Annotated in this window: 21 protein-coding genes and 2 tRNA genes; 4 read left to right on the forward strand and 19 right to left on the reverse strand. The window is 64.9% G+C overall.

Annotated features, from left to right (window positions below; translation table 11 throughout):
* Window positions 1–30: 30 nt before the first annotated feature.
* The 8 genes from pheT to uvrB form a co-directional block, all read right to left on the reverse strand.
* Window positions 31–2,424, reverse strand: coding sequence for a phenylalanine--tRNA ligase subunit beta (gene pheT / locus VGN58_RS12300; protein ID WP_327483497.1), 2,394 nt, complete (start codon window positions 2,422–2,424; stop codon window positions 31–33).
* Between the two features lie 123 nt (window positions 2,425–2,547).
* The gene (locus VGN58_RS12305) at window positions 2,548–3,543 is read right to left on the reverse strand and encodes a phenylalanine--tRNA ligase subunit alpha (RefSeq protein WP_327483498.1); all 996 of its coding nucleotides are present in this window, start codon (window positions 3,541–3,543) and stop codon (window positions 2,548–2,550) included.
* Between the two features lie 204 nt (window positions 3,544–3,747).
* Window positions 3,748–4,107 (reverse strand): 50S ribosomal protein L20, encoded by a 360-nt coding sequence (rplT, locus tag VGN58_RS12310; RefSeq protein ID WP_162339116.1) that lies wholly within the window; start codon window positions 4,105–4,107, stop codon window positions 3,748–3,750.
* A gap of 10 nt (window positions 4,108–4,117) precedes the next feature.
* Window positions 4,118–4,315 carry a 50S ribosomal protein L35 gene (rpmI, locus tag VGN58_RS12315; RefSeq protein ID WP_162110557.1) on the reverse strand — a complete coding sequence of 66 codons (198 nt, stop codon included), beginning with the start codon at window positions 4,313–4,315 and terminating at the stop codon, window positions 4,118–4,120.
* A 353-nt stretch (window positions 4,316–4,668) separates the two neighbouring features.
* Window positions 4,669–5,193 carry a translation initiation factor IF-3 gene (infC, locus tag VGN58_RS12320; protein WP_082563055.1) on the reverse strand — a complete coding sequence of 175 codons (525 nt, stop codon included), beginning with the start codon at window positions 5,191–5,193 and terminating at the stop codon, window positions 4,669–4,671.
* 50 nt (window positions 5,194–5,243) lie between these two features.
* Complete coding sequence (gene thrS / locus VGN58_RS12325) at window positions 5,244–7,148, reverse strand: threonine--tRNA ligase (RefSeq protein ID WP_327483499.1); 1,905 nt, start codon at window positions 7,146–7,148, stop codon at window positions 5,244–5,246.
* A gap of 316 nt (window positions 7,149–7,464) precedes the next feature.
* Window positions 7,465–7,539, reverse strand: a tRNA-Val gene (locus VGN58_RS12330).
* A gap of 75 nt (window positions 7,540–7,614) precedes the next feature.
* Window positions 7,615–9,636 (reverse strand): excinuclease ABC subunit UvrB, encoded by a 2,022-nt coding sequence (gene uvrB / locus VGN58_RS12335; protein ID WP_327483500.1) that lies wholly within the window; start codon window positions 9,634–9,636, stop codon window positions 7,615–7,617.
* 151 nt (window positions 9,637–9,787) lie between these two features.
* On the opposite strand from uvrB, the gene VGN58_RS12340 reads away from it, so the two are divergent.
* On the forward strand, window positions 9,788–10,354 hold the full coding sequence (locus VGN58_RS12340; protein ID WP_327483501.1) for a GspH/FimT family pseudopilin: 567 nt from the start codon (window positions 9,788–9,790) through the stop codon (window positions 10,352–10,354).
* 103 nt (window positions 10,355–10,457) lie between these two features.
* A tRNA-Asn gene (locus VGN58_RS12345) sits at window positions 10,458–10,534 on the forward strand.
* Between the two features lie 165 nt (window positions 10,535–10,699).
* Here VGN58_RS12345 and VGN58_RS12350 read toward each other — a convergent pair.
* Genes VGN58_RS12350 through VGN58_RS12375 form a run of 6 tightly spaced genes read right to left on the reverse strand, consistent with a single transcriptional unit; the run spans window position 10,700 to window position 17,070 of the window.
* A complete protein-coding gene (locus tag VGN58_RS12350) occupies window positions 10,700–11,131 on the reverse strand; it encodes a type IV pilin protein (protein WP_327483502.1) in 432 nt (143 codons plus the stop codon).
* Window positions 11,132–11,134: 3 nt separating this feature from the next.
* On the reverse strand, window positions 11,135–14,716 hold the full coding sequence (locus VGN58_RS12355) for a PilC/PilY family type IV pilus protein (RefSeq protein ID WP_327483503.1): 3,582 nt from the start codon (window positions 14,714–14,716) through the stop codon (window positions 11,135–11,137).
* Window positions 14,713–15,195, reverse strand: a complete 483-nt coding sequence (locus tag VGN58_RS12360) for a pilus assembly PilX family protein (protein ID WP_327483504.1) — start codon at window positions 15,193–15,195, stop codon at window positions 14,713–14,715. Before VGN58_RS12360 ends, VGN58_RS12355 begins: the two co-directional genes overlap by 4 nt.
* A 53-nt stretch (window positions 15,196–15,248) precedes the next feature.
* Complete coding sequence (locus VGN58_RS12365; RefSeq protein ID WP_327483505.1) at window positions 15,249–16,076, reverse strand: PilW family protein; 828 nt, start codon at window positions 16,074–16,076, stop codon at window positions 15,249–15,251.
* Window positions 16,073–16,558 carry a type IV pilus modification protein PilV gene (gene pilV / locus VGN58_RS12370; protein ID WP_327483506.1) on the reverse strand — a complete coding sequence of 162 codons (486 nt, stop codon included), beginning with the start codon at window positions 16,556–16,558 and terminating at the stop codon, window positions 16,073–16,075. The genes VGN58_RS12365 and pilV overlap by 4 nt, the downstream gene beginning before the upstream one ends.
* Entirely contained in the window at window positions 16,555–17,070 is a 516-nt protein-coding gene (locus VGN58_RS12375) for a GspH/FimT family pseudopilin (protein WP_327483507.1), read from the reverse strand. The genes pilV and VGN58_RS12375 overlap by 4 nt, the downstream gene beginning before the upstream one ends.
* Before the next feature lie 201 nt (window positions 17,071–17,271).
* Between VGN58_RS12375 and VGN58_RS12380 the strand changes: the two genes are divergently transcribed.
* The gene (locus VGN58_RS12380; RefSeq protein WP_327483508.1) at window positions 17,272–18,309 is read left to right on the forward strand and encodes a sensor histidine kinase; all 1,038 of its coding nucleotides are present in this window, start codon (window positions 17,272–17,274) and stop codon (window positions 18,307–18,309) included.
* 7 nt (window positions 18,310–18,316) lie between these two features.
* Here the strand turns inward: VGN58_RS12380 and ppnN are convergent, their stop codons facing one another.
* From ppnN to grxD, 5 genes are all read right to left on the reverse strand, one after another.
* On the reverse strand, window positions 18,317–19,705 hold the full coding sequence (ppnN, locus tag VGN58_RS12385; RefSeq protein WP_327484652.1) for a nucleotide 5'-monophosphate nucleosidase PpnN: 1,389 nt from the start codon (window positions 19,703–19,705) through the stop codon (window positions 18,317–18,319).
* A 125-nt stretch (window positions 19,706–19,830) separates the two neighbouring features.
* Window positions 19,831–23,244 carry a TonB-dependent receptor gene (locus VGN58_RS12390; protein ID WP_327483509.1) on the reverse strand — a complete coding sequence of 1,138 codons (3,414 nt, stop codon included), beginning with the start codon at window positions 23,242–23,244 and terminating at the stop codon, window positions 19,831–19,833.
* A gap of 263 nt (window positions 23,245–23,507) precedes the next feature.
* Entirely contained in the window at window positions 23,508–24,110 is a 603-nt protein-coding gene (locus tag VGN58_RS12395) for a YhgN family NAAT transporter (RefSeq protein WP_327483510.1), read from the reverse strand.
* Complete coding sequence (locus tag VGN58_RS12400; protein ID WP_327483511.1) at window positions 24,107–24,853, reverse strand: SDR family NAD(P)-dependent oxidoreductase; 747 nt, start codon at window positions 24,851–24,853, stop codon at window positions 24,107–24,109. Before VGN58_RS12400 ends, VGN58_RS12395 begins: the two co-directional genes overlap by 4 nt.
* The gene (gene grxD, locus VGN58_RS12405) at window positions 24,850–25,170 is read right to left on the reverse strand and encodes a Grx4 family monothiol glutaredoxin (protein ID WP_327483512.1); all 321 of its coding nucleotides are present in this window, start codon (window positions 25,168–25,170) and stop codon (window positions 24,850–24,852) included. Before grxD ends, VGN58_RS12400 begins: the two co-directional genes overlap by 4 nt.
* Before the next feature lie 156 nt (window positions 25,171–25,326).
* On the opposite strand from grxD, the gene VGN58_RS12410 reads away from it, so the two are divergent.
* On the forward strand, window positions 25,327–25,905 hold the full coding sequence (locus VGN58_RS12410; protein ID WP_093300497.1) for a superoxide dismutase: 579 nt from the start codon (window positions 25,327–25,329) through the stop codon (window positions 25,903–25,905).
* The last annotated feature ends 68 nt before the right edge of the window (window positions 25,906–25,973 follow it).

A 25,973-nucleotide genomic window follows, 5' to 3' on the forward strand; every position in this document is an offset into this window, starting at 1 on the left:
TCGCCGGCCCTGCCACTGCCTTAATGCCGTTCATCCGCGGATCTTCGCGCCATGCGCGTCGTCGATCGCGGCGACGACGGACGCCACGACCTGCGCCACGTCGCCCTCAGCGAGAGTGCGTGAGTTGTCCTGCAAAATCAAGCCCATAGCGAGACTCTTTTGACCGGATTCGACCCCCTGCCCGACGTAGCGGTCGAACAGCTGGACGTCGCGCAGCAGTGGGCCGGCGGCGCGCTTCACGGTTGCCGCGAGGTCGGCCCACGACACGTCCTCCGCCACGACGAACGCGAGGTCCCTGCGGACGGACGGATACCGCGACAGCTCCGTTGCACGCGGCAGCGCGCGGGCGGTCAGCGGCGCCAGATCCAGTTCGAACGCCACGACCTCGGCATCGAGGTCCAGCTGTCGCTGCAGACGCGGGTGCAGCTGGCCGATCCAGCCGATGGCGACGCCATCGCGATAGATGTCGGCGGAACGGCCCGGATGGCCATGCGCAGCCTGAGAGGGGCGGAACTCGAGCGCCGCACCCGCCAGCGCGGCGACGCTCTCCAGGTCGCCCTTGAGGTCATGGAAATCGGCCTTGCGTGCGGGCAGTCCCCACTGCTCGGCGACGGCGTCGCCGGTGATCGCCGCGGCGATGCGCAGCGATTCGACAGGCGCGTCGCCGGACTGCGACGGTGCCCGGAACACGTTGCCGATCTCGAACAGGCGCACGCGACCCGCCTGCCGCGCGGCATTGCGCTGCAGCGCCGCCACCACGCCGGGCAACAGCTGCGTCCGCATGATCGCCAGTTCGGCGCTGAGCGGGTTCGCCAGCGGTACGGCCCCATCGCCGGCGCCCCACTGCGCCAGCCACTGCGCGTCGACGAAGGCGAAGTTCACCGTCTCGAAGTAGTCGCGCGCCGCCAACTGACGCCGGACGACGCCGGCCTCGACCCGCGTTTCGCTCGGCGCTGCGATACGGGTGGCTCCACCCGGCAGCGTGGTCGGCACGCGATCGTAGCCGTGGATGCGCGCCAGTTCCTCGATCAGGTCTTCCTCGATGGCGATGTCGAAGCGCCGGCTCGGCGCGACCACGCTCCAACCCTCGGCGACGGCGGCCGCCTGCAGGCCGAGGGCGCGCAGGATGCGCTCGACCTCGGCATCGGGGATATCGACGCCGAGTACGCGCGCGACGCGCGCACGGCGCAGCAGGATCGCCGTGGGACGCGGCAGATGCTCGGGAAGGACCGCTTCGACGGTCGGACCGGGCACGCCGCCGGCGATCTCGAGGATCAGGCGGGTCGCATACTCCACCGCGATGCGCGGCAGCTCCGGATCGACGCCGCGCTCGAAGCGATGGCCGGCGTCGGTGTGCAGGCCCAGCTTGCGGCTGCGACCGATGATCGCGGACGGAAGCCAGTGCGCGGCTTCCAGGAAGACATTGCGTGTGCTGTCGGTGACACGCGTATCCAGTCCGCCCATGATGCCGCCCAGCGCCACCGCACGGGCGGCGCGACCGCCGCGGCCGTCCGAGACGACCAGGAAGTCGTCATCGAGGGTCGCCGTGCGGCCATCCAGCAGCGCAATGGTTTCGTCCTTGCGTGCGGCACGCACGACGATGCCGCCTTCCAGCGTGTTCCTGTCGAACGCATGCATCGGCTGGCCGAGTTCCAGCATCACGTACTGGGTCACGTCGACCAGGAAACTGATCGGGCGCACGCCGCTGCGGCGCAGGCGTTCGGCCATCCAGACCGGCGAAGGTGCGGTGGCATCGACGCCTTCGATCACCCGGCCGACGAAGCGCGGCACACGTGCGCCGGCCTCCAGCTCGATGCCGAGTGCGGACAGGCTCTGCGCCGGCACGGGCGTCGCGTCGAACGGCTTGACCTCGCTGCCCAGCGAGGCCGCGACGTCGTAGGCGATGCCGCGCACGCTGAAACAGTCCGCACGGTTCGGCGTCAGCTTGATCTCGATGCTGGCATCCGGGAGCTGCAGGTAGTCGGCGACAGGCGTACCGACCGGCGCGTTCGCCGGCAACTCCAGCAAACCGGATGCATCGGCATCGATGCCGAGTTCCTTGGCCGAGCACAGCATGCCGTTCGATTCCACGCCGCGCAGCCTGGCCGCCTTGATGGCGATGCCGCCGACGTTGGCGCCCACCATCGCCAGAGGGGCCAGCAGGCCCGGGCGCGCGTTCGGTGCGCCGCAGACGATCTGCAGCAGCGCGCCCTGCCCGGCGTCCACCTGGCAGACTTGGAGGCGATCCGCTTCGGGATGCTTGGCGCATTCGACGATGCGCGCCACCACCACGTTCTCCAGGCCATCGCCCAGCGCGGTGACGTCCTCGACCTCCAGGCCGATGGCGGTCAGCGTCGCGGACAGCTCGTCGCGGGTGGCCTGGGTGGGGACGTGGCTGCGCAGCCAGTTTTCGCTGAATTTCATTCTGAAATTCCGTGATTCGTGATTCGTGATTAGGGATTCGTCAACAGCGTTCGCCTGTCGGGTTCCGGGCAGTGTCGGTGCCGCTTTTGCGAATCACCCATCACCAGTCCCGAATCCCGTTCCTCATGCAAACTGCTTGAGGAACCGCACATCGTTCTCGAAGAACGCGCGCAGGTCGTTGACGCCGTAGCGCAGCATCGCGAAGCGCTCCACGCCCAGGCCGAAGGCGAAGCCGGTGTAGCGCTCCGGATCAATGCCGCAGTTGCGCAACACGTTCGGGTGCACCATGCCGCAGCCCAGCACCTCCAGCCAGCGCGTGCTGCCGTCCGGCTGCTGCCAGGCGATGTCGACTTCCGCACCGGGCTCGACGAACGGGAAATAGCTGGGGCGGAAGCACATCTCGAAGTCGCGCTCGAAGAACGCGCGCACGAACTCTGCCAGCGTTCCCTTGAGGTCGGCGAACGTGGAATGCTCGTCGACCAGCAGGCCTTCCACCTGGTGGAACATAGGCGAGTGGGTCTGGTCGCTGTCGCTGCGGTAGACCTTGCCGGCCGCGATCATGCGCAGCGGCGGCTGGTGCGTGTCCATGTAGCGCACCTGCACGCCAGAGGTGTGCGTGCGCAGCAGGCGGCCATCGCCGAAGTAGAACGTGTCGTGCATGGCGCGCGCCGGGTGATGCGGCGGGAAGTTCAGCGCCTCGAAGTTGTGCCGGTCGTCCTCGATTTCCGGACCGTCCGCCAGCTCGTAACCCAGGCGTCCGAAGATGTCGGCGATGCGCTCCAGCGTGCGGCTGATGGGATGCAGGCCGCCGCGCGTCCCGTTGCGGCCCGGCAGCGTCACGTCGATGGTTTCGCCGGCCAGGCGCGCGTCGAGCGCGGCATCTTCCAGCACGGACTTGCGCACCGACAGCGCCTCGCCGATCGCATCGCGCGCACGGTTGATGGCTTCGCCGGCGGCCTTGCGCTGGTCGGCAGGCAACGCGCCCAACTGCTTCAGCTTGGCGGTGATGCTGCCGCTCTTGCCGAGCAGCGCGACGCGCAGCTGTTCCACCACGTCGGGCGACTGCGCCGCGGCGATGTCGGCCAAGGCCTGGGTGGACAGGGATTCGATATCGCTCATGAGCCGGGATTCGGGATTGGGGAATCGGGGTTGGGAAAAGCGGCGGCGCGTCGGGATGGGGATGATGACCGGATCGCGCTGTCGCGAATCCCTATTCTCCAATCCCCTGTCCCGTCGCCGAAAAAACAATGGGGAAGGACTCGCGCCCTTCCCCACGTGTTTCCGGCGGTGGACTGCCGGCGTGCTTTACGGTGGAGACGCGGCTTACGCCGCGAGTGCGCCCTTCGCCTTTTCAGCCAGGGCCGCAAAACCGGCCGCATCGTGCACGGCGATGTCCGCCAGCACCTTGCGGTCCAGGGTGATGCCAGCCTTCAGCAGGCCGTTCATGAAACGGCTGTAGCTCAGGCCGTTGATGCGGGCCGCCGCGTTGATACGCGTGATCCACAGCGAACGGAAATTGCGCTTCTTCTGCTTGCGGCCGATGTAGGCGTACTGCTGCGCCTTGATGACCGCCTGCTTGGCGACGCGGAACACCTTGCGGCGCGCGTTGTAGTAACCCTTGGCCAGGGTGAGGATCTTCTTGTGACGGCGACGCGCCATCACGCCACGCTTTACTCGTGCCATGTCTCAGTCCTCAGAGGTAGGGAAGCATGCGGTTCAGACGGCCGCTGTCCTCGGCGCGGACGATGTTCGTCGCACGCAGGCCGCGCTTACGCTTGGTCGCTTTCTTGGTGAGGATGTGGCTACGGTTGGCGTGGCCAGCCTTAAACTTGCCGGAGGCGGTCTTGCGGAAACGCTTGGCCGCCGCCCGGTGGGTCTTGATCTTGGGCATTGCTATGTCCTTGACGGGTTTATGTCACTGATCGGGGCGGCGCCCTCCGATGCTTTGCGGCGTTGCCGCGAAGACCTGAAGGCCACTCTTTCCATCCATGCCCATATCGGCTTGTAAGTCGTTGATTCCTGTGCGGAACCTGCGACGGGTCCATCGGCTGCGAGCAGCCTCCCGGCGTACCGGGCCGCGTATTATGCCCGCTGGCCTTTTCTCTTGCAAATCCGGCCACTTAGCACGGGAACCGGAGGGCGCTAAAGGCGAAAGGCGCCTTGCGGCGCCCTCCCTTCACCCTTGCCCTCTCCCCGCACGCGGGGCGAGGGGGACGGGTGGCGTCGGCGGCTCCGCCGCCGACATCATTTCTTTTTGGGCGCGATCATCATGACCATCTGGCGGCCTTCCAGCCGCGGGCGGGACTCGATGACGATCTCATCGCCCAGCTCGGCCTCGATGCGCGCGGCCATCTCGCGACCCAGTTCCTGGTGGCTCATCTCGCGGCCACGGAAACGGATGTTGACCTTGACCTTGTCGCCCTCTTCCAGGAAGCGGCGGATGTTGCGCATCTTGATCTGATAGTCGCCCTCGTCGGTGACGGGACGGAACTTCAGTTCCTTGATCTCGACCTGCTTGGTCTTCTTCTTGGCCTCGTTGGCCTTCTTCTGCATCTCGAACTTGAACTTGCCGAAGTCCATGATCTTGCAGACGGGCGGCTCAGCGTTGGGCTGGATCTCGACCAGATCCAGACCCTCTTCTTCCGCCTTGGCCAGCGCTTCGTCGCGCGAAAGCACGCCGATCATCTCGCCATCGGAGCCGATCACGCGCACCCGCGGAACGCGGATCTCGTGGTTCTTGCGGTTTTGCTTGTTGTCAGGGGTGCTGATGTTGCAGTCTCCAGGGAGGGGTGCACCGGCCCGCACGGGCCGGAACCAGATTATGCGGCGTGCTCGTTCCGCAAACGTTCGGCGAAGGCGGCAACGGACATGCTACCCAAGTCTTCCCCGGAACGCGTGCGCACGGCGATGGCGCCATTGTCCTTCTCGCGGTCTCCGACCACCAGCAGGTACGGCACCCGCTGCAGCGTGTGCTCGCGAATCTTATAGCCGATCTTCTCGTTCCGCAAATCGGCCGCGACCCGGAAGCCTTGATTTGCAAGGGTTTTCCGGACCTCGGCCACATAATCGGCCTGGGCGTCGGTGATATTCATCACCACGGCCTGTTGGGGCGCCAGCCAGGACGGGAATGCACCAGCGTGGTGCTCGATCAGGATGCCGATGAAGCGCTCCATCGAGCCCACGATGGCCCGGTGCAGCATGACCGGGTGCTGGCGCTGGCTGTTCTCGTCCACGTACTCGGCGCCCAGGCGGCCCGGCATCATGAAATCGACCTGCATCGTGCCCAGCTGCCAGGTGCGGCCGATGGCGTCCTTCAGGTGGTACTCGATCTTCGGCCCGTAGAAGGCACCCTCGCCCGGCAGTTCCTGCCATTCCACGCCGCAGCTGCGCAGCGCGGCACGCAGGGCGGTCTCGGCCTTGTCCCAGGTGGCGTCGTCGCCCAGGCGCGACTCGGGGCGCAGGGCGATCTTGATCTGGATGTCCTCGAAACCGAAGTCCGAATAGACCTTCAGCGCCTGCTGGTGGAACGCGGTGACTTCGGCCTCGATCTGGTCTTCCGTGCAGAAGATGTGGCCGTCGTCCTGGGTGAAACCGCGCACGCGCAGGATGCCGTGCAGCGCGCCCGACGGCTCGTTGCGGTGGCAGGCGCCGAACTCGCCGTAGCGGATCGGCAGGTCGCGGTAGCTGTGCAGGCCCTGGTTGAACACCTGCACATGGCCCGGGCAGTTCATCGGCTTGACCGCATAGGTGCGGTTCTCCGATTCGCTGAAGAACATGTTTTCCTTGTAGTTGTCCCAGTGGCCGGACTTCTTCCACAGGGCCACGTCGAGGATCTGGGGGCAGCGCACTTCCTGATAGCCGCTGTCGCGGTAGACCTTGCGCATGTACTGCTCGACCACCTGCCAGATGGCCCAGCCCTTCGGGTGCCAGAACACCAGGCCCGGCGCCTCTTCCTGCAGGTGGAACAGCTCCTGCTGCTTGCCGATCTTGCGGTGGTCGCGCTTCTCGGCTTCCTCGATGCGCTGGATGTAGGCTTCCAGCTGCTTCTTGTCGGCCCACGCCGTGCCGTAGATGCGCTGCAGCTGCTCGTTCTTGGCGTCGCCGCGCCAGTAGGCGCCGGAGATGCGGGTCAGCTTGAACGCCTTCAGGAAACGCGTGTTCGGCACGTGCGGGCCACGGCACATGTCCACGTATTCCTGGTGGTAGTACAGGCCCATCGCCGTCACCTCGGGACCCATGTCCTCGATCAGGCGCAGCTTGTAGTCCTCGCCGCGTGCCTTGAAGACGTCGATCACCTCGGCGCGCGGCGTCATCTTCTTGATGACGTCGTAGTCCTGCGCGATCAGCTCCTGCATGCGCTGCTCGACCGCGGCCAGGTCGTCCGGCGTGAACGGGCGCTCGCTGTAGATGTCGTAGTAGAAGCCTTCGGCGATGACCGGGCCGATGACCATCTTCACGTCCGGGTACAGCTGCTTCACCGCATGGCCGACCAGGTGGGCGCAGGAGTGGCGGATGATCTCCACGCCCTCCTCGTCCTTCGGCGTGATGATGCGCAACGACGCGTCGTGGTCGATGACGTCGCTGGCATCGACCAGCACGCCGTCGACCGCGCCGGCGACGGTGGCCTTGGCCAGCCCGGCGCCGATGGACTGGGCCACCTGCATGACGGAGACGGGATTCTCGAACTCGCGGCGGCTGCCGTCGGGGAGCGTGATGGTGATCATTTGGGGGCCGTGATTCGTGGTTGGGGATTCGGGATTCGCAAAAGCGCGGGCTCGCGGCCCGGGGCCGGTATTCGCAGGCGGATACTGTTGCCCCTGCGAATCCCGAATCCCGTCTTGCCAATCCCGTGGCCGCCGAGCGGCCAACAAAAAAGCGCCACGAGGGCGCCTACGGGATGCAGTGCCTCGGGCAGTACCAGGTTCAGGCGATGGTAGTGCTCATGTCGCACGCTCGGCCGGCGTTTCCGCGGGCCACCTCGTGAATACGGATGGCGCATCGGGCTGGCCCCAGAAGTCCGGAATCCACGCCGTGGAAGCGTGGTGGGCGGTACAGGGTTCGAACCTGTGACCCCTACCATGTCAAGGTAGTGCTCTACCGCTGAGCTAACCGCCCGGTCTGCCCTTTGCAGGGGCGCGAATTCTAGCCCGGAAGCGGGGTCGCCGACAACCGGTGCATGCGATGGGCCGGTCAACCGCCCAGGCTGGCTTCCTTCAGCCGCTGGATCTGGTCGCGCAGGCGCGCCGCGTCCTCGAATTCCAGGTCGCGTGCGTGCTGGTACATCTGCTGCTCCAGCGCCTTGATCCTGGCCACGGCCTTCGCCGGATCCATCGGGCCGTACTCGGCGGGCTCTTCGGCCACGCGGCGGGACTTGCCGCGCCCGCCCTTGCCCTCGCTGGCCGCCTCGCTGCGCGCGCCCTCCAGGATGTCCACGATGGGACGGGCGACGGACTTCGGGGTGATGCCGTGCTCCAGGTTGTACTCCACCTGCTTCTCGCGGCGGCGGCTGGTCTCGTCGATCGCCGCCTGCATCGACCGCGTCATCTTGTCGGCATAGAGGATCGCCTTGCCGCGCAGGTTGCGCGCGGCGCGACCGATGGTCTGGATCAGGGAGCCGGTGGAGCGCAGGAAGCCCTCCTTGTCGGCGTCGAGGATGGCCACCAGCGACACCTCCGGCATGTCCAGGCCCTCGCGCAGCAGGTTGATGCCGACCAGCACGTCGAACTTGCCCAGCCGCAGGTCGCGGATGATCTCCACGCGCTCCACGGTATCCACGTCGGAGTGCAGGTAGCGCACCTTGATCCCGTGTTCGCCGAGGTACTCGGTGAGGTTCTCGGCCATGCGCTTGGTCAGCGTGGTGACCAGCACGCGGTCGCCCCAGGACACCCGCAGGTTGATCTCGGACAAGAGATCGTCCACCTGCGTACCCACCGGACGGATCTCGACTTCCGGGTCGATCAGTCCGGTGGGGCGCACCACCAGTTCGACGATCTCGCCGTTGGATTCGCGCAGTTCGTACGGCCCGGGCGTGGCCGACACATAGATGCTGCGTGGCGAGCGTGCTTCCCACTCCTCGAACCGCAGCGGCCGGTTGTCCAGCGCCGACGGCAGACGGAAGCCGAACTCCACCAGCGTCTCCTTGCGCGAGCGGTCACCCTTGTACATGGCGCCGATCTGCGGAATGGTCACGTGCGACTCGTCGATCACCAGCAGCGCATCCGCCGGCAGGTAGTCGAACAGGGTCGGCGGCGGTTCGCCCGGCGCCTTGCCGGTCAGGTGACGCGAGTAGTTCTCGATGCCGGAGCAGAAACCGACTTCCGCCATCATCTCCACGTCGAACTGGGTCCGCTGCGCCAGCCGCTGCGCTTCGACCAGCTTGTTCTGGGAATAGAGCTGTTCCAGCCGCTCCTTCAACTCGACCTTGATGGTGTCGATGGCCGACAGCACCCGCTCGCGCGTCGTCGCGTAGTGGGTCTTGGGGTAGACGGTGTAGCGCTGCAGCTTGCGCAGCGATTCGCCGGTCAACGGGTCGAACAGGCTCAGCCCCTCGACCTCGCCATCGAACAGTTCGATGCGCACGGCCTCGGCATCGCTTTCCGCCGGGTGTACGTCGATGATCTCGCCGCGCACGCGGAACGTACCGCGCTGCAATTCGTATTCATTGCGGGTGTACTGCAGCTGGGTCAGGTGGCGGATCAGTTCACGCTGGTCGATGCGCTCGCCCACCGACAGGATCAGCCGCAGCGACAGGTAGTCCTCCGGCGCGCCCAGACCATAGATGGCCGATACGGTGGCCACGACCAACGCATCCGGTCGCGATAGCAGGGTCTTGGTCGCCGCCAGCCGCATCTGCTCGATGTGCTCGTTGATCGAGCTGTCCTTCTCGATGAACGTGTCGCTCGACGGCACATAGGCCTCGGGCTGGTAGTAGTCGTAGTAGCTGACGAAGTACTCGACGGCGTTGTGCGGGAAGAACGCCTTGAACTCGCCGTACAACTGGGCCGCCAGCGTCTTGTTGGGCGCCATGATCAGGGTCGGCTTCTGTACCCGCTGCACCACGTTGGCGATGGTGTAGGTCTTGCCCGAACCCGTCACGCCCAGCAACGTCTGCTTCGCGAGCCCTGCCTCGAAGTTCTCCACGAGCTTCTCGATCGCGCGCGGCTGGTCGCCGGCGGGCGAATAGGGGGAAACGAGTTGGAAGCGGTCGGTCATGTCGCCAGCCCAGAGGTCAGCCGGGAAGTATAGCCACGCGGATGTGACGGACCCCGCGGCGAAGTCCTACACGCGGACAGGAACTGACCTGATGGCGTCGGATGGACACCGGCATGAACCTGTATTCGCGCAAGCATCCAAGGAGTGGTCGATGGCAAGGACGCCTTCGCCTCCCCGCGAGGGAGGTCATGCCGGTGCGTGCAGGCACGCATACGGCTTCACGCTGGTCGAGATGTCGGTGACGCTCGCGGTCCTGGCGCTCATGGTGGCCATCGGCCTGCCCTCCATGCGCGAGTTCCGGGCGCGACAGCAATCGAATGCGCTGGCCCACCTGATGGTGTCCCATTTCGCCTCCGCCCGCATGACCGCCATCAGCCACAACGTACCGGTCGTGGTCTGCCCCAGTGATGGCGCCGGCAACTGCCGCCAGGGCACCGACTGGGGCGGCCACTGGCTGTCCTTCCGCGACCCGGACGGGAACCGCCAGCCCGACGGAGGCGACGACCTCTACCGGAACGAGACGGTCCCCGACGATCCCAGTATCCGCATCCTGTCGACCCAGGGCCGCCGGCATATCCGCTACCAGCCCACCGGCATGAGTTATGGCACCAACCTGACGATCCGGATATGCCACGACGGCCGCATTGCCAGCAGCGTCATCATGAACAACACCGGTCGCGCCCGCGTGGTCCGCGGCGACATGAAAACGCCCTGTTGACCGCCACGGGCACCGCGCAGGGACACCTGCGCGATCGATCCCGCAGGATGTGCAGCGACAAAGGCTTGTTCCCGCCGGGAGGGCTGGCTACAATACGCGCCCCGCCCGAATAGCTCAGCCGGTTAGAGCACTTGACTGTTAATCAGGGGGTCGTTGGTTCGAGTCCAACTTCGGGCGCCAAGTTCAAGCAAAAAAGCCGCATCGAGAGACGCGGCTTTTTTGTCATTTCCGATCCCTTCGCGGCGGCGTCATTGGGATATCAAGCTAACCGGCATGCTATCGCGTCGACCGCAGATGGAGGGCCGTACCTGCGGTGATCGCTGGGTGCCTGAGTGTAGACGACACTCACCAGCACCCATCCGTCGTGGGCGAGCGATTCCCTGCCTGATCGATCGTAAGGTTGCCACAGCGGTCATCTGCTTGACTGCCCTGCGGCGTGGCACGCAGCAGATATGCTCGCGGAGCCAGGCTGTCGGTGTCGACCGAGATGGCATAAAACCTGTCCGCGTCCGCATCGCAGGTAAAAGCGGTGGGGCTGCCGTCGGCGTTGTACGCGAGTGTCGTCGTGTAGAAGCGCTCCATCTGTTGTGCGGCCTGAAGCAGACACGCGGTCCCGGCCGCGCGGCGCCCTTTACGCACATGCTCGAGATAGCTGGGTATGGCTATCGAAGCGAGGATACCGATGATCGCGACCACCACCATCAGCTCGATTAGGGTGAAACCCGCTTGCGTACGACGTGTCATATCAGCTGAAAGGGTCATCTGTTCGGTCTCCATCTGTCAGTCCCTGCGGATCTCTCGCCACGACGCACGATCCCAGCGCGGTGCGGCGGTACGTACCGAATTCAACCCGGCGCCACCACTACCACCCACCCCCAGCAAGCCCCGCAGGAGATTGGGCAGCGTCGGCATGCCGTTGCCCAGGTTGACAGAGCCGACCGGCAGGCCACCAGTGACCGCCTTGTCCTCCGTCTTGCCATCGCCATTGAGGTCGAAGTAAGAGAGGCTGCCACTGGTGCCGGTGAAAGCATCGAGGGCGTTGATGTAACCGGTGCCGCTGGAACTGCAGGCGCCACCCGATGGGATGATGCTGGCGGTGACGAGGAACCGACCGGCCAACTGGGCGTCCTGGACGACTCGCTCACCGTTACCCGGCAAATCGAGGTACCAGCCCTTCGATAGAGGCGGCAGTACGGCACGCGGCTCGAAGGCGCGCACATTACCTTCCGTCACCTGTACCCTGCGCTCGGTCAGATCATCGCGGGTACGGGTCGTGTTCTCGTCGATGAACCCGTACATGCTCTGCACATCGGTGCTGTCCGGCTGCGCGTCCTCGGCGGTCAGATAGCGACCGGTACCGAAGAAAACCCAGCGCTTCCGGGTCAGCGGATGGACGCCCACCGCTACGCCACCACTGATGGGTTGCGCCTTGCCGTCAGCGTCCTGTGCCGTGAACAGGCGCGTGGCAGTCCATGCGCTTGGCGTGGAGGACGTCATGTCGAACTTCCACACGTTGCCTTGCATGTCGCCAGCATAAACGTAGGCCAGCGTCCTTCCATCGGGACCGTACACGCCCGTGGCCGAAGAAAGGCCATTGGGCGCGAGCGCGCTTCCGACACCCGTATCGATTTCGCGAATCACGGCACCGGTATCCAGGTCCATAACGATCAGGACGGCACGCTCATTGGTGCTGTTGGGGCCATTGCCAACCACCACGGCCGGCGTGCGCGTTCCGTTGTTGACGTTGGCCAGCAGCGGCTTGCTGAGCACCAGGCCCATGTTGTTGGACGGCGTTTCCGCGCGTTCCCACTTGAAGTTGGAGGCGGTCATCGATGCGGGATTGGTGACATCGAGCGCATACAGTCCCTTGCCACCACGCCCCAGACTTCCTACCAGGATATTCGTGCCTGCAGACGTAAGGGACCGCCGACTGACGGCGATGGGACCATCGACAAAATACCGGTGTGCATAGTCGCCACGGCTCAGCGTGGACAGCAGACCCCAGTTGATGATGTTGGGGATGTAGGCGAACACTTCCTCGCCGTTGCTCGCATTGAAGGCATGCAGCATGCCGTCGTTGGCGCCCACGTAAAGCGTATTGGTATCGACATCGTAGGCAGGCGAAGAATTGATGATATCGCCCAGCAGACCGGTGCGCCTGCGCAGGGCCGGCGCTTCATTGCCCTCCAGGCTCGTGTCGCCCTTGATGTAGTCCGCATTCTTCGCGCCGGTGACGGGATAGTTGAACGTATCTCCCGTCCTGGTCAACAGCGCCCTCTGCGTCGCGGTTGGGAATGTCTGCCCCGTTCCACCTTCAGAGGTGAACACCTTGCGGGTGCTCCAGTTGCCGATGCTCGCATTCCACATTTCGGCACCGTCGGACGCCCGGCTGGCCCTCAGACCACCCTTCCAACTGCCCTGCTCGTAACTGGCGTTGAACACCAGCGTGCTGGCGTCCGGCGACACGGACGTGGAGGCCACATTGGAATACGAACTGCTGCGCCGTTCGATCTCTGTCAACGCGTCCTGCAAGGCTTTGGTGAACCTGTCCGAATCATTGGCAAGCACATACCTACCACGACCGTTCACTGCCGCATGCCACAGATCGTCGATGCTGCTGGCGGTATTGTTGAGAGAGATCGGCCAGCTCTTGGTGCCCGCCGTGATCGCCGGCAGATCCGTTTCCGGATCCAGGCTGCCCGCCGCGCCCAGCGACACGGAGAACGTGACCATATGCTGGTAACTGGCCGGGTCGTCGATCGATGCCGGCACGTTGTCCACCATGTCAGGACGCAGGTCGTTCTTCCAGTAGTACATGGCGATATCGGCCAGCGTGTCGGCCTGGTTGTCGCCCTTGTACGGGAGGGGGAAGGTACCATCCTGCTCACCGACCTTCTGACCCACGCCGGTGTAATCGTACGCAGCGTCATCCGAATCGTTACGGTAACCATCGGTGGTCAAGATCATGTAGCTCTGACGGCAACTGAACTGCTCCACCGTTGCACCGGGCCCCCAGGGGCCATCGGAAGCATGGTCGGTGGCGAAGTAATTGCCCGCGTTCCATATCGCGGAGCGCAGCGGCGTGGCGCCGCTGCCGTTCTCCGAATACAGCCGCTGGAACCACGCGGTGCGATTATTGTCGGCACCGGTAGTGCCGTTGGGGTCATCGAACAGGCCCTGGTTTCGCGTGACGGGGATGGGTTTAGCACGCGAAATGGGGTGGGTGTTCCAGCGCCCCCCTGTCGGCCAGAGTCCACCGCCCGGGATGGCTGTGTTGCCTATCGACATGTCGTTCCAGATGTTGCGATAGCCCACGCGATAATTCGTGCCGATCTGCGAGAACGCGCGACCGGCGCCCGCCTTGGCGACCTTGAATCGGGTGCGGTGGTAGGAATACCACGTGGCAAAGTTCGCGCGCTCGTCTGCGGCGGAACGGCCGGTCGGCGTTGCCGCAGTACAGTTCGTCCAGCCGGTTGCGCCACATCCTGCTTCACTGGTGTAGTAGGTGATGGTGAGAGTGGCACCGCTGAAGCCGGTAGCCACCCGGCCACGCAAGCCGAGATGGATCACCGTACCGGCATCGGGATTGTTGATGGAGATTGTCTTGGTCGCACCGGATCCCGTAGCTCTGGCCTGATAGTTTGCCGTGGTAGGAGCACTTCCATACCGGTAATACAACTCTGCGTTCGAACCCGTCGCCGTGATCGTGACATTTACCGTATTAGCCGGAACCGTGAAGGTTGGATAACCCGTCACCATCGTCTGAGCCAGTCCTCCTGCCAACCCGGTCATGGGATAGCCGGTCACGGTCGGAGCGCCACTCCACTCCGAGCGCTCTACCGTGCCATTGGTCAGGATCTGGTACCGCCAGTAGTTCGCGACGGCCCCAAACGTCGCCGGATTCAAGGGGTCTTTCGGAACGTAATAGGTCTGCGTGGCATTGGACAGATTGATGGTGCCGGTGTTGAAAGGGGGCACCAAAGCGACATGGGAGTAAGCGGCGGTATATGAAGTACCGCCGGTCATCTCCGAACCATCGGGATTCACCCACGGCCGATAGGCCTTGAACGGGTTGTAATAGATGGTATTGCGCGTATACGCCTGCCTTGCGATGTTGATACCCGTCACGCTCGGAACAACGTCCGGCATGTAGTCGTTCTGCATCGAGCCGGAGTTATCCAGCACCATCAGGATGTTGGGCGGTATGCGCGCTCCCGTGGTCATCGGCTCGGGCGGAATCGTCACGCCGGCATTGACCGGAAGTGCGAGTAGCGTCGTGAGGAAGGCGGCCGGGGCGCTCCACCAGGGGCGGTGGCTGGCATTCTGAGACGGCGAGCGCAAAGCAGAAGACGAAGTTTTCATGGCTCATCCGGGATGCGGCTGATGACGGTGGCTTGCACGAGCACGTCGGCGCGGCCTGCGGAACGACTGCGCGCGGTCACGCGATACAAGGGATTGGCGCAATTGAGCGTGGAACCGGAGGTGGTGTCGCAACCACCTGGCTGACCCGGCCCGGTACCGATGTATTCGATCCAGTACTCGGGATTCTCCGGAATCATCATGCTGTCGTAGCTGTCGTCCGGCACTTGGCGCCACACAGGCGCGGAACCGCTGGGACAGATACTGTCGGACGTGCAATCCGCTGCCGTGGGAATGCGGGTGTCCCAGTTCCCCACGCCGAGCACCTGATCCTGCGCAAAGCGCAGAGCGCCTTCGGCTGCCTGGAAGGCAACGCTGCGGTCACGCAGATTGGCAGCCATGCGCTCCTGCATTGCAGAACTACGCATGATGGCAATGCCGAGGATAGCCGTTACTACCAGTAGAACCAGCACCACGATCAAGGCGATACCCTGCTGATCGCGGGAGGTACCGGCAGGACGGGAACGAGAGACTTTCATAGTGTGCGCCCCCGCAGGCTAACAACGTTGGATACCTGGCGCGTCAGATCTCGACCGTCGACGTCCGCGCCCTGCAAGGTCATGTTGATCCGTACGGCAACCACGTCATCGCCAGGCGCGGCGGCGTAACCCGCTTCGTCTCGCTGGCGATAACCGAACTCGATAGCCTGAACGCCTTCGATCACTTCCTCGTCCGCGCCGCCCATGCGCGACATGTAAAGGGAGCTGCCACCACGGCCATTTTCCCGCACAAACCACTGCACGTCGCGAAAGCGGGCCAGTACGACAGAAGGCAGCAGCGCGGCGTCAGTTACCGGGTAGTCGGGAAGCCCGTTGAAACTGACCGTCATGCCCGACACTCCCGTGGCTGCGACCACGTGGGTACGGCTGCTGTTGCACAACATGACGAGATCGCCGACGGAAAACGCGTCGGAAGCGGCATCGAGAGTCTCGTCATCCAGCGTGACGGAGCTGGCCGTCGTGCTCTCGACGCGGTAGGCAGTGTCGTCGCCGGAGAACACGCGCAGAGAAGTTGCATCGCCCTGGATGGGCGAGCCGCTGAACTGTGTCGCTTCCGCGTTGGAGCCCACGATTTCGGAGTAGCGCGAACAGGCGCTCCCCCCCGCGGCCCGGATGTCGCGGGACATCAGCTCGAACGCAATACGGGCATTTTCCTGGATGCGGTTAAGACCTTCGTTCGAGCGATAGGTCGCCTGATTGGATTGCAGGATCGCAAATGCGGCACCGGTGACCAGCAGCCCCAGCACCAAGGCCACCATCAGTTCGATCAGACTGAAGCCGGAGGCAAGACGACGCGATGTCATATGGTCGTCCTCGTCACCACCCGCCGCTCGTTGCCACCACCCGCACGCGAGTCATCCCACTGGATGGTAATGACGCAAGCCTCGGGACAGCCGGTAATCTGCCCGCAGGTCGTGGCATCGGCGGCAGTATTCGCGATGTTGCTCTTGAGGTCGGTAATCCAGGTCTGCAGGTCGCTCTCAGCCACGCTACCGCCGGCCGGGGCCGTACATACCATGCCGCCGGTGTTATAGGCCGCTGCGTTCGCGCTATTGGCGCGCATGGCGTCGAGGATGGCATTGGTCTGCATGACCGCCTGACTGGTCTCCAGCGAGCTCTGTCCCCCACGCAGTGCGACGGATTGCATCGCCGCCACTCCCAGCAGACCGATGCTCAGCACCACCACCGCCACCAACACCTCAATCAGACTGATACCGCGCATCGAGCGCGGGCCCCGCAATGGGCTGGAGAGGATAACCGGGCAGTCGCGTGATTGAGCTTTCATGAGCAGGTCCCTCCTCCGTTGACCCGTTGACTCGCGACATGTCCTGCCACACTGACTGTTATCACCCGCTGGTTATCGGCGGGACGCTCAGTGGGAATACAGACGGTCAGCACCTGCGCCGAGGGTGTCAGGCCAGCGGAGTTGAACGTGATGCCACCCTCTGGTCCGGCGAGTTGTACGTTGCCGGGAAACAGTCCACCCCGTACGACGTCCTCGTCGTCGTCGAGATTGTTGTTGCCAACCACGGCCCAACCACCCCAGTCGGCACCGTCCGAGCACGTCGTGCCGTCTGTGCTACGGCACAGTCGTACCGGTGAATTGCGACGGATGGCCTCCGCACGCGCCAGTTGGACGGCCGCCGTCAACTCACCAGCGGTACTGGAAAGGCGGTTCGAATTCATCAACGCGACCATCGACGGCGCCGCAATGGCGGACAGGATGGCGATCACCGCGATGGTCACCATCAGCTCGATGAGCGTGAAACCGCGCAACTGGCGGCGGAGCTTCAGCAACGCCCCGTCGCTCCTGGCCCGGGCTGGATGAAGGACGGACATACAGTTCCCCTTGTAGAGGCACTACCCTAGTCCCGGCCCCGTGAGGGTACCAGCGCTTCCGGAATGAACGGCGCAATTCGGCACCCGAAAGGTAACCAGCAGCCAGGCGAGACGGAAACAATGGGGCATGATGGCAGCGGATCTTCGACATACCACGCCATGGCAGCCTCGCCCTCGACACCCGCGCTTAGCCCGCTCGACACCCTCTGGCAGGCACGAACACTGATCTGGGTACTGTTGGCCGGAGAGGCATTGGCCGTGGTGCTGGCCATCGCACCAGGCCGGGAGGGGGATCGCCTGACCTACTTTGGAGTTGCGTCGTTGGCGATTCAGTGGATTGCACTCACCTCACTGGGTCTGCTTTACCTCATGCGCCGCGGTCTGTCACGGATCAGCCCGCCGTTTGTCGCCCAGGTGGGGCTTGGGGCTTTGCTATCGAGCACCTGGATCGTCCTGCTGAGCGGCTGGCTGACCCTGCATGAGTTCATGCCCGTTCCCGATGGGGGTTGGATGGTCTTCTCGATCCGGGTTACCGCCATTGCGTTGATCATGGGCCTGCTGGGCCTGGCGGCCTTTCAGGCCCAGTGGAACGCGAAGCAACTGGCCGTCAGCGCCGAGCACGCCAAGCTGCAGGCGCTGCAGGCCCGTATCCAGCCCCACTTCCTGTTCAACACCCTCAATACCGGCATCTCGTTGCTGCACGCCAGGCCCGACCTGGCCGAGCGCCTGCTGCTCGACCTGTCGGACCTGTTCCGGGCGGCGCTGTCGCAGCGCGACCCGCTCCGGCTGGAAGAAGACCTGTCGCTGGCGCACCGCTATCTGGAGATCGAACAGCTCCGGCTGGGGGACCGCCTTCGCCTTCGCTGGGAGGTGCCGGAGGCGTTGCCGCCGCTTTCGATCCCCACCTTGTCCGTCCAGCCGCTGGCCGAGAACGCGATCCGCCATGGGATCGAACCGTCCACCTCAGGCGGCGAGGTCAGCGTGCGGGTGGAGACGGTGGACGGACACCTGCAGATCTCCGTCGCCAACACGCTGCCGCCGGCGACGGCCCGTGTTGCGTCGGGGCACCAGGTCGGCCTGAGCTCGGTCCGCGCCCGCCTCCATGCGGCCACCCGGGGACGCGGACGCGTGGACACCCGGATAAGCGACGGCAACTACGTCGCCGTGATCCGCCTGCCCCTGGACGCCGGCGACTAGTCCCGCCTCAGGTCGCCACGCGATAACAGGGCTTGTATTCGCCGGCGATCTTCATGCGCCGCTGCTCCACGAACGCGCGCAGCAGCGCGTCCAGCGCCTGCATCATCGCCGCGTCGCCATGGATCTCGAACGGACCGAATTCCTCGATCCGGCGCATGCCGTCTTCCTTCACGTTGCCCGCCACGATGCCGGAGAACGCTCGCCGCAGGTCCGCCGCTAGGTCGTGCACGGCCCGGCCGGGACGCAGCTGCAGCGCCGCCATCGCCTCGTGCGAGGGAATGAAGGGCTGCTGGTAATCCTCGGGAATCTGGATGGCCCAGTTGAAGAAGAACGAGTCCTTGTGCTCGATGCGGTACTCGCGCACCTTGCGGATGCCGGCCACCATCTTCTTCGCCACCGCCACCGGGTCGCCGACGATGATCTCGTAGCGTTCGGCGGCGGCATCGCCCAGCGTCACGCGGATGAAGCGGTCGATCTGCTCGAAGTACGGCGCGGCGATGGTGGGGCCGGTGAGGATCAGCGGGAACGGCAGGTGCGCGTTGTCCGGATGCAGCAGGATGCCGAGCAGGTAGAGGATCTCTTCCGCCGTCCCCACGCCGCCCGGGAACACGATGATGCCGTGGCCGATGCGGACGAAGGCCTCCAGGCGCTTCTCGATATCCGGCATGATCACTAGGTGGTTGACGATCGGATTGGGCGATTCGGCGGCGATGATGCCCGGCTCGGTCACGCCGATGTAACGCGTCCTGGCGCGACGCTGCTTGGCGTGCGCGATGGTCGCGCCCTTCATCGGACCCTTCATCGCGCCCGGGCCGCATCCGGTGCAGATGTCCAACCCGCGCAGGCCCAGCTCGTAGCCCACCTGCTTGGTATAGAGGTATTCGTCCCGCGAAATCGAATGGCCGCCCCAGCACACCACCAGGTTGGGGTCGCTGGGTTTGAGGATGCGCGCATTGCGTAGCAGGCCGAATACCGCGTTGGTGATGCCGGCCGAGGATTCCAGGTCGGCCGCATACTCCGGACCGAGCTCGATCGCGGTGTAGGCCAGGTCGCGGACCACGGCGAACAGCAGCTCGGCGATGCCGCGGATGATCTCGCCGTCGACGAACGCCATGGCCGGCGCGTTGATCAGGTCGATGCGTACGCCGCGATCCTGCTGCAGCACCTGGATGTCGAAATCCGGGTACAGATCGCGAGCCGCGCGCGGATCGTCCGACGCGCTGCCGCTGGTCAGCACGGCCAGCGCGCAGCGGCGCAGCAGTTCGTGCATGCCGCCGCTGGACGCGTCGCGCAGGCGCGCCACTTCGGCGCGGGAAAGTACGTCCAGGCCGCCGCGCGGATAGATCCGCGCGTCCTGCACCGGCAACGCCCTCGATGCCGTTTCACTCATGGGAATTCCTGTCATCCGTTCGTCAGAGGCGGGACTTTAGCGCAGTCATGGGGGCAAGAGGAGCCCGCCCAAAAGAAAACGGCCGGGTTTCCCCGGCCGTTTCCTGTTGCCTTCCGCGATGCGGCTGCGGATCAGAACTCGTACTTCAGGCCCACCGACAGCGACCACTGCGAGATGCCGTTGGTCTGGCTGTCTGCGTTGGTCGGGATGCCCAGCGCCGTCGACTGGCCGAACTCCGTACCGCTGCGGTAGCCATACACGTACTTGCCGTCATAGATGCCGCGCAGCGAGGCGACCGCGTTGTTGGCGTTGAAGCCGTAGTCGATGATGTGGCCCCAGTCGTCGTTGATCAGGTTGCCGACATTCTGGATGTCGAGCCAGATCTTGGACTTGTGGCCCTTCATGAAGCCCGGCAGTTCCTGGCTGATGCGGATGTCGAACGTGTTGACCCAGCCGGAGGTGAAGCCGTTCTCCGGCGCGTAGGTACCGGCGTAACGGCTCAGGCCGTCCTGCTGTTCGAGCCATGTCCAGAAGGCCTGCTCCATGACGGGATCGGCCGTGAACTGGCCGGTGGCGCTCAGGCTGCCGAACAGCACGTCACCACGACCGGCCGGCACATAGAACAGGTCGTTGAAGGTGCGGTTGTCGCCGTTGGCGTCGCCATTGAAGATGTAGCTGTACGGACGGCCGCTGCGGCCTTCGTAGAACAGACCCACCTGGGTGGCGTAGTCACCGAAGAACTTGTGCGACCAGTTCAGCGAACCGCTGAAGCGGTCCTTGATCTCATAGCGCGCCGTGCTGCTGGTGGGCTCGTTGATGCTGGCGCCCAGCTGCGAACCATAGCCCGAACCTGCGGTGGAGCTGGTCAGCGCCGACACTTCCTCGGCGTTGGTGCGGGTGTAACCCACGGTCCACGACCAGTCGCTGTCTTCCGACACCGGCTTGCTCAGCGAGACCGTCAGCTGCTGGCCCTTGCCCTTGTTGGTGTTCTCCAGCAGGAAGACATCACCGAAGTACGTGTTGCGGCCGGTGCGCGCACCGTTGGGGGCCAACGCGCCGGTGCCGGCACTGGTATTGCCGAAGGGACGCGTGCTGGTCGGGTTCCAGTACAGCACACGGCCGTCCGGACCGACGTAGCCGGGACCGACGTTGAGGCTGCGATAGAACAGGCCGTTCTTGACGTCCGTCAGCAGCAGCTCGGCCGAGGCCACGATGCCGTTCCACGGCGTCTCGACGTCGATGGCCAGGTTGGCCTTCCACACCGACGGCAGCTCGAAGTCGTCGGCGATGGCGTTGACGTTACGCACGCCCGTACCGCCCGGCGGCACGTTCTGGTTCAGGCCATCGGGGCTGAACGGGACCAGCGCCGGATTGGTGTTGTTCTGGAACGAAATGTAGTTCATGCCCGTATTGCTGTAGGCATTGCCCACCCACACCTGCGGGGCGTCACCCTGGAACAGGCCGATGCCACCGCGCAGCTGGGCCGGACGCTCCCAGTCGAAGGTGTAGTTGAAACCGAAGCGCGGCTGGATGATGTAGTCGCCGTTGTACGTATTGTTGTTGGCGATGCCGAAGCCGCCGGTGTAGCCCGTGCCGCAGGCCGCATTGGCGGTGCCGGGCGCGGCCGAGAAGCACTCGTTGAACGGCGCATCCGGGCTGGCGGTCGGCTTGTCGGCACGCACGCCGAGAGTCAGCGTCAGGTTGGGCGTGACGTACCACGTATCCTGCACGAAGAAGCCGAGGCTCTTGTTCTTGTAGCGCGCGGCGATCATGTCCGCGTTGGTCGGATTAGTCTGCAGGTCGTAGTCGAAGTACTGACCGTTGATCAGGTTGCTGAAGTCGGACACGCGCACGCCGCCCACCAGGGGACGCGGCACGTAGAAGCTGTAATTGCCCCAGTAGTCCTGCAGGAAGAAGTTGTAGATCTCGTTCTCGCTGTACTCGGCGCCGAACTTGAAGTCGTGGTCGCCCACGGTCCAGGTGGCCGAACCGAAGTAGTTCCAGGTCTCGGTCAGCAGGGCGTTGCCCATCGAGCTGCGTTCGGTACCCAGGCGGATGGCGTCCAGGCCGCTGAAGCTGTTGTTGTTGGTGCCGATCGGGCTGTCGTTGCCGTTGCCGGTAACGCCGTCGTCGAAGTACACCTGGATGGTCGGCGCGGTGGTCGGGCTGACGCGGACCGCCGAGTAGTCGCGGTAGGACACCTTGAACTCAGTCGAGAACGTGTCGGACCAGTCGCTGAACAGCTGGCCGACATAGCTTTCCACGGTCTTGACGTGGTTGTACCAGTTGGAGCTCAGCGACAGCACATTGGCGGTGGACGCTTCCGGACGGACGCGGTTCTGCTCCAGCTTGCTGTAGCGCAGGCTGGCACGGTGCGCATCGCTGATGTTCCAGTCCAACTTCAGCGCGTACTCCTCCAGCTCGGTGTCCCCGGCGCCGGTCAGGTCGCCCGGCTCGAAGCCCCACACGTCGCGCGCGATGTCCTGCACGGCGGCCAGGTCGGCGGCGCTGAAATCGGCGGTGCCGGCAGCCAGCGGGTTGGTGCCCTGGCTCTTGCCGGCCGGGCCGATGTTGGTCTGCTTGAACTTCTCGTAGTTGGCGAAGAAGAACAGCTTGTCCTTGACGATCGGGCCGCCCAGGGTCACGCCCCAGGTGGTCTCGTCGTCGTACTCGTCGAACGGCAGGCCGGTCACGTCGAGCGAGCTGCCGGCGATGCGCGCCGGGTAATCGCCGAACCAGTCGCCGTCACGGTAGCTGCCGTACACGGAGCCGTGGAACTCGTTGGTGCCCGACTTGGTCACGGCATTGACGTTGGCGCCGGCGGCACCGGTCATCGTCACGTCGTAGTTCGACAGGTTGATGTCGATGGCTTCGATGGCTTCCATCGAGACCGGCTGGCGCTGAGTCGGCATGTTGTTGCCTTCCAGGCCGAAGGTGTCGCTGGCCGACACGCCGTCGATGGTGATCTTGTTGAAGCGCGGATTCTGGCCGCCGGCGGTGATGCTGCCCGAGGCGCGGTCGCTGAAGGTCACGCGCGGATCCAGGCGCATGTAGTCCTGGATGTTGCCGTTGACCGACGGCAGGTTCTCGATGGTGACGCGATCGACGCTGGTGCCCGAACCCATCTTGGTCGCGCTGAAGACCTCCGAACCACCGGAAAAGCCCACCGCCGTGACCGTTTCCAGCGTGGTCAGGTCGCCGGTCAGCGCGGCGTTGATGGTGCTGGTCTGGTTGAGCTGCAGGAACACGTTGTCTTCGGTCTTGGTGCCCGTACCCGGCTTGGTGATCGTCACCTGGTAGGGACCGCCCACGCGCAGGCCGCGCGCGTTGTAGCGACCGCTGGCATCGGTGGTGGCGCGGCTGACGGTGCCGGATTCGACGTGGGTGATGGTCACCTCGGCGCCGGCGACGGGCTGGCCGCCATTGTCGGTGACCAGGCCGCCCACGCCGGCCGAGGTGCTCTGCGCGAAGGCAGGTGCGGCAGCGAGCGCGACAACGAGGCCAAGGCTGAGCTTGGACAGGCGAAGACGACGGGATTGGTTCATCGGATAAACCTCAGTACGGGAGTGATGTGGCGAAGCTGGCTGACAGGACGTGCGCGGAAGCGACCGTGAAGGTCGTTCGGGGGGCGTGCTTAGGGGTTCCCATGGCCCACGCGGCGTCCGCGGAGGTTAATAACAGGTTAACACGATAGGACCATTTTGTGACCGCCGCATGACAAATTTCCGCGGTGCAGCATGGCCGTCAACGGACCGCCGATCGCGGCATCCGGACGGCGTACCGGCGGCGGGCGGACGGCGTCAGGAGGTCAGATGTTCGGCGGGGTCAGCTTGAGGTAGGTGCCGATCCCGTCCAGCACCATCTGCACGGAGATGGCGACCAGAAGCATGCCCATTAGCCGCTCGATGGCCGTCAGCACGCTGCGCCCCAGCCATCTGTAAAGCACAGTGGCCGAGAACAGGATCGCCGCCGTCGCCCCCCAGGCCAGCAGCAGGGCCAGGCTCCAGTCGCCGAGCCGGGCGGGGTCGTTGCTGCCCATCAGCATGACGGCCGCCATGCCGGAAGGGCCGGCCACCAGCGGGATGGCCAGCGGCACGATGAAGGGCTCGCCGCCGGGCAGTTCGCCCATCAGGCCTTCCGGCCGGGGAAAGATCATCCGCACGCCGATCAGGAACAGCACGATGCCGCCGGCGATGGCGACCGACTCCTGGCGCAGGTGCATCATTTCCAGCGCGTACTTGCCGCCCCACAGGAACAGCATCAGCACGACCAGCGCGATCAGCAGCTCGCGCACCACCACGATACGTTGCCGGCGCGGCGGCAGCGGCTTGAGCACGCTCAGGAACACCGGGATGTTGCCCAGCGGATCCAGGATCAGGAACAGCAGCAGGGCCGCCGACAGGACGGTCATGCCCGTACCTTCCATATCCGCCCCCTGTACGTGGCGCCTGCAGATGACAGCAGGGTGACACAGGACGCGGCGTAATCGACTGCCTCGCGCGCGTGGGTGTCGGTGTCGTCGGCGTACGCACGCGAACGCAATGCCGTGCGCATGGGGCCGGGCTGCAGCGCCGAAACACGGACGCTGCTGGTCGCCAGTTCGGTGTGCAGCATGCCGACCAGGGAGGTCAGTCCGTGCTGGGCCACCCCGTATGCCCCCCAGTACGCCTGCCCCACCCGGTCGAGGTCGTCGACAGCGAACACCAGCGCGGCGTCGTCCGACTCCTTGAGCAGGGGCAGGCAAGCCTGCGACAGCCACCACGGTGCGGTCAGGTTGACATGCAGCACGCGCGCGAAGGCGGCCGGATCGGTGTGTTCGAGCGGCGTCAGTCCCTTGAACTCGGCCGCGCAGTGCAACACGCCATCCAGTCGGCCCAGTTCCGCATGCAGGCGATCAGCCAGCTCGGCGTAGTCGTCGGGCGTGGCGCCTTCCAGATCGAGCGGATACAGCAGCGGCTCGGCGCCCACCTTCGCCACTGCGTCGTAGACACGATTCAACTTCGGCACCTTGCGTCCGAGCAGCACGACGGTCGCGCCCGCGTCGGCGCACGCGACGGCGGCGGCGCTGCCCAGCCCGCCGTGCGCACCGCTGACCAGCACCACGCGCTGGTCCAGCGCGCGCGACGCGCGCGTCGGCAGGCCGATCAGGCTCACGGCGCGTACGCCTCGGTGACGATGCGCTGCAGCTCGCCCGACTCGTGCAGTTCCAGGGTGATGTCGCAGCCGCCGATCAGTTCGCCGTTGATGAAAAGCTGCGGGAACGTCGGCCAGTTGGAGAAGCGCGGCAGGTTGGCGCGGATCTCGGGTTCTTCCAGCACGTTGATGACATGCAGCTGCTCCGCCCCCGCTTCGCGCAGCGCATGCACGGCCCGGCTGGAGAAGCCGCACATCGGGAACTGCGGCGTGCCCTTCATGAAAAGGACGATCGGATGGCCATCGACTTCGGCCTGGATGCGTTCCATCACCGGCATGCTGTTTTCTCCTTCCTTGACGGTTTGGCAACCACCGTCGGGTACACTTTCGGTCCGTTCCGCCGGCCTCGCCTGCGGATTGCATAGTGTAAGCCTTTGCATCGCCCGCCGATGACGGGGCTTCCCCTGACCCGCCTAGCACAAGGAAACCGAGCCATGGCCATCGAACTGCCCCCCCTGCCCTACGACCGCACCGCGCTGGAGCCGCACATCTCCGGCGAGACGATCGATTTCCATTACGGCAAGCACCACAAGACCTATGTCGACAACCTCAACAAGCTGATCGAAGGCACCGAGTTCGCCGACGCCTCGCTGGAGGAGATCGTGCGCAAGTCGCAGGGCGGCATGTTCAACAATGCGGCCCAGGTCTGGAACCACACCTTCTACTGGAACTGCCTCAAGCCCAATGGCGGCGGCGAGCCGACCGGCAAGCTGGCCGAGCTGATCAACAAGACCTTCGGCGATTTCGCGAAGTTCAAGGAAGAGTTCACCAAGACCGCCATCGGCACCTTCGGTTCGGGCTGGGGCTGGCTGGTGCAGCGTCCGGACGGTTCGCTGGCGCTGGCCAGCACCTCGAACGCCGCCACCCCGCTGACCGGCGAGGACAAGCCGCTGCTGACCATCGACGTGTGGGAACACGCCTACTACATCGACTATCGCAATGCGCGCCCGAAGTACGTGGAATCGTTCTGGGCGCTGGTGAACTGGGACTTCGTCGCCGGCAACCTGCGCTGAGCAGCCAACGTCGCACCATGAAGAACGGCCGGGGAAACCCGGCCGTTTTCTTTTGAACGCGGTGCGTG

The sequence above is a fragment of the Pseudoxanthomonas sp. genome, from assembly GCF_035999195.1.
Lineage (GTDB): Bacteria > Pseudomonadota > Gammaproteobacteria > Xanthomonadales > Xanthomonadaceae > Pseudoxanthomonas_A.

Bases quoted from the DNA above. Each gene is read 5' to 3' on its own strand.
- VGN58_RS12340 (WP_327483501.1), top strand. From the start codon at position 9,788: ATGGCAAGGACGCCTTCGCCTCCCCGCGAGGGAGGTCATGCCGGTGCG.
- uvrB (WP_327483500.1), bottom strand. From the start codon at position 9,636: ATGACCGACCGCTTCCAACTCGTTTCCCCCTATTCGCCCGCCGGCGAC.
- VGN58_RS12390 (WP_327483509.1), bottom strand. From the start codon at position 23,244: ATGAACCAATCCCGTCGTCTTCGCCTGTCCAAGCTCAGCCTTGGCCTC.
- grxD (WP_327483512.1), bottom strand. From the start codon at position 25,170: ATGCCGGTGATGGAACGCATCCAGGCCGAAGTCGATGGCCATCCGATC.
- pilV (WP_327483506.1), bottom strand. From the start codon at position 16,558: ATGAAAGCTCAATCACGCGACTGCCCGGTTATCCTCTCCAGCCCATTG.
- VGN58_RS12395 (WP_327483510.1), bottom strand. From the start codon at position 24,110: ATGACCGTCCTGTCGGCGGCCCTGCTGCTGTTCCTGATCCTGGATCCG.
- VGN58_RS12350 (WP_327483502.1), bottom strand. From the start codon at position 11,131: ATGGAGACCGAACAGATGACCCTTTCAGCTGATATGACACGTCGTACG.
- rpmI (WP_162110557.1), bottom strand. From the start codon at position 4,315: ATGCCCAAGATCAAGACCCACCGGGCGGCGGCCAAGCGTTTCCGCAAG.
- VGN58_RS12380 (WP_327483508.1), top strand. From the start codon at position 17,272: ATGGCAGCCTCGCCCTCGACACCCGCGCTTAGCCCGCTCGACACCCTC.
- VGN58_RS12410 (WP_093300497.1), top strand. From the start codon at position 25,327: ATGGCCATCGAACTGCCCCCCCTGCCCTACGACCGCACCGCGCTGGAG.
- rplT (WP_162339116.1), bottom strand. From the start codon at position 4,107: ATGGCACGAGTAAAGCGTGGCGTGATGGCGCGTCGCCGTCACAAGAAG.
- VGN58_RS12355 (WP_327483503.1), bottom strand. From the start codon at position 14,716: ATGAAAACTTCGTCTTCTGCTTTGCGCTCGCCGTCTCAGAATGCCAGC.
- pheT (WP_327483497.1), bottom strand. From the start codon at position 2,424: ATGAAATTCAGCGAAAACTGGCTGCGCAGCCACGTCCCCACCCAGGCC.
- VGN58_RS12365 (WP_327483505.1), bottom strand. From the start codon at position 16,076: ATGACATCGCGTCGTCTTGCCTCCGGCTTCAGTCTGATCGAACTGATG.
- thrS (WP_327483499.1), bottom strand. From the start codon at position 7,148: ATGATCACCATCACGCTCCCCGACGGCAGCCGCCGCGAGTTCGAGAAT.
- VGN58_RS12305 (WP_327483498.1), bottom strand. From the start codon at position 3,543: ATGAGCGATATCGAATCCCTGTCCACCCAGGCCTTGGCCGACATCGCC.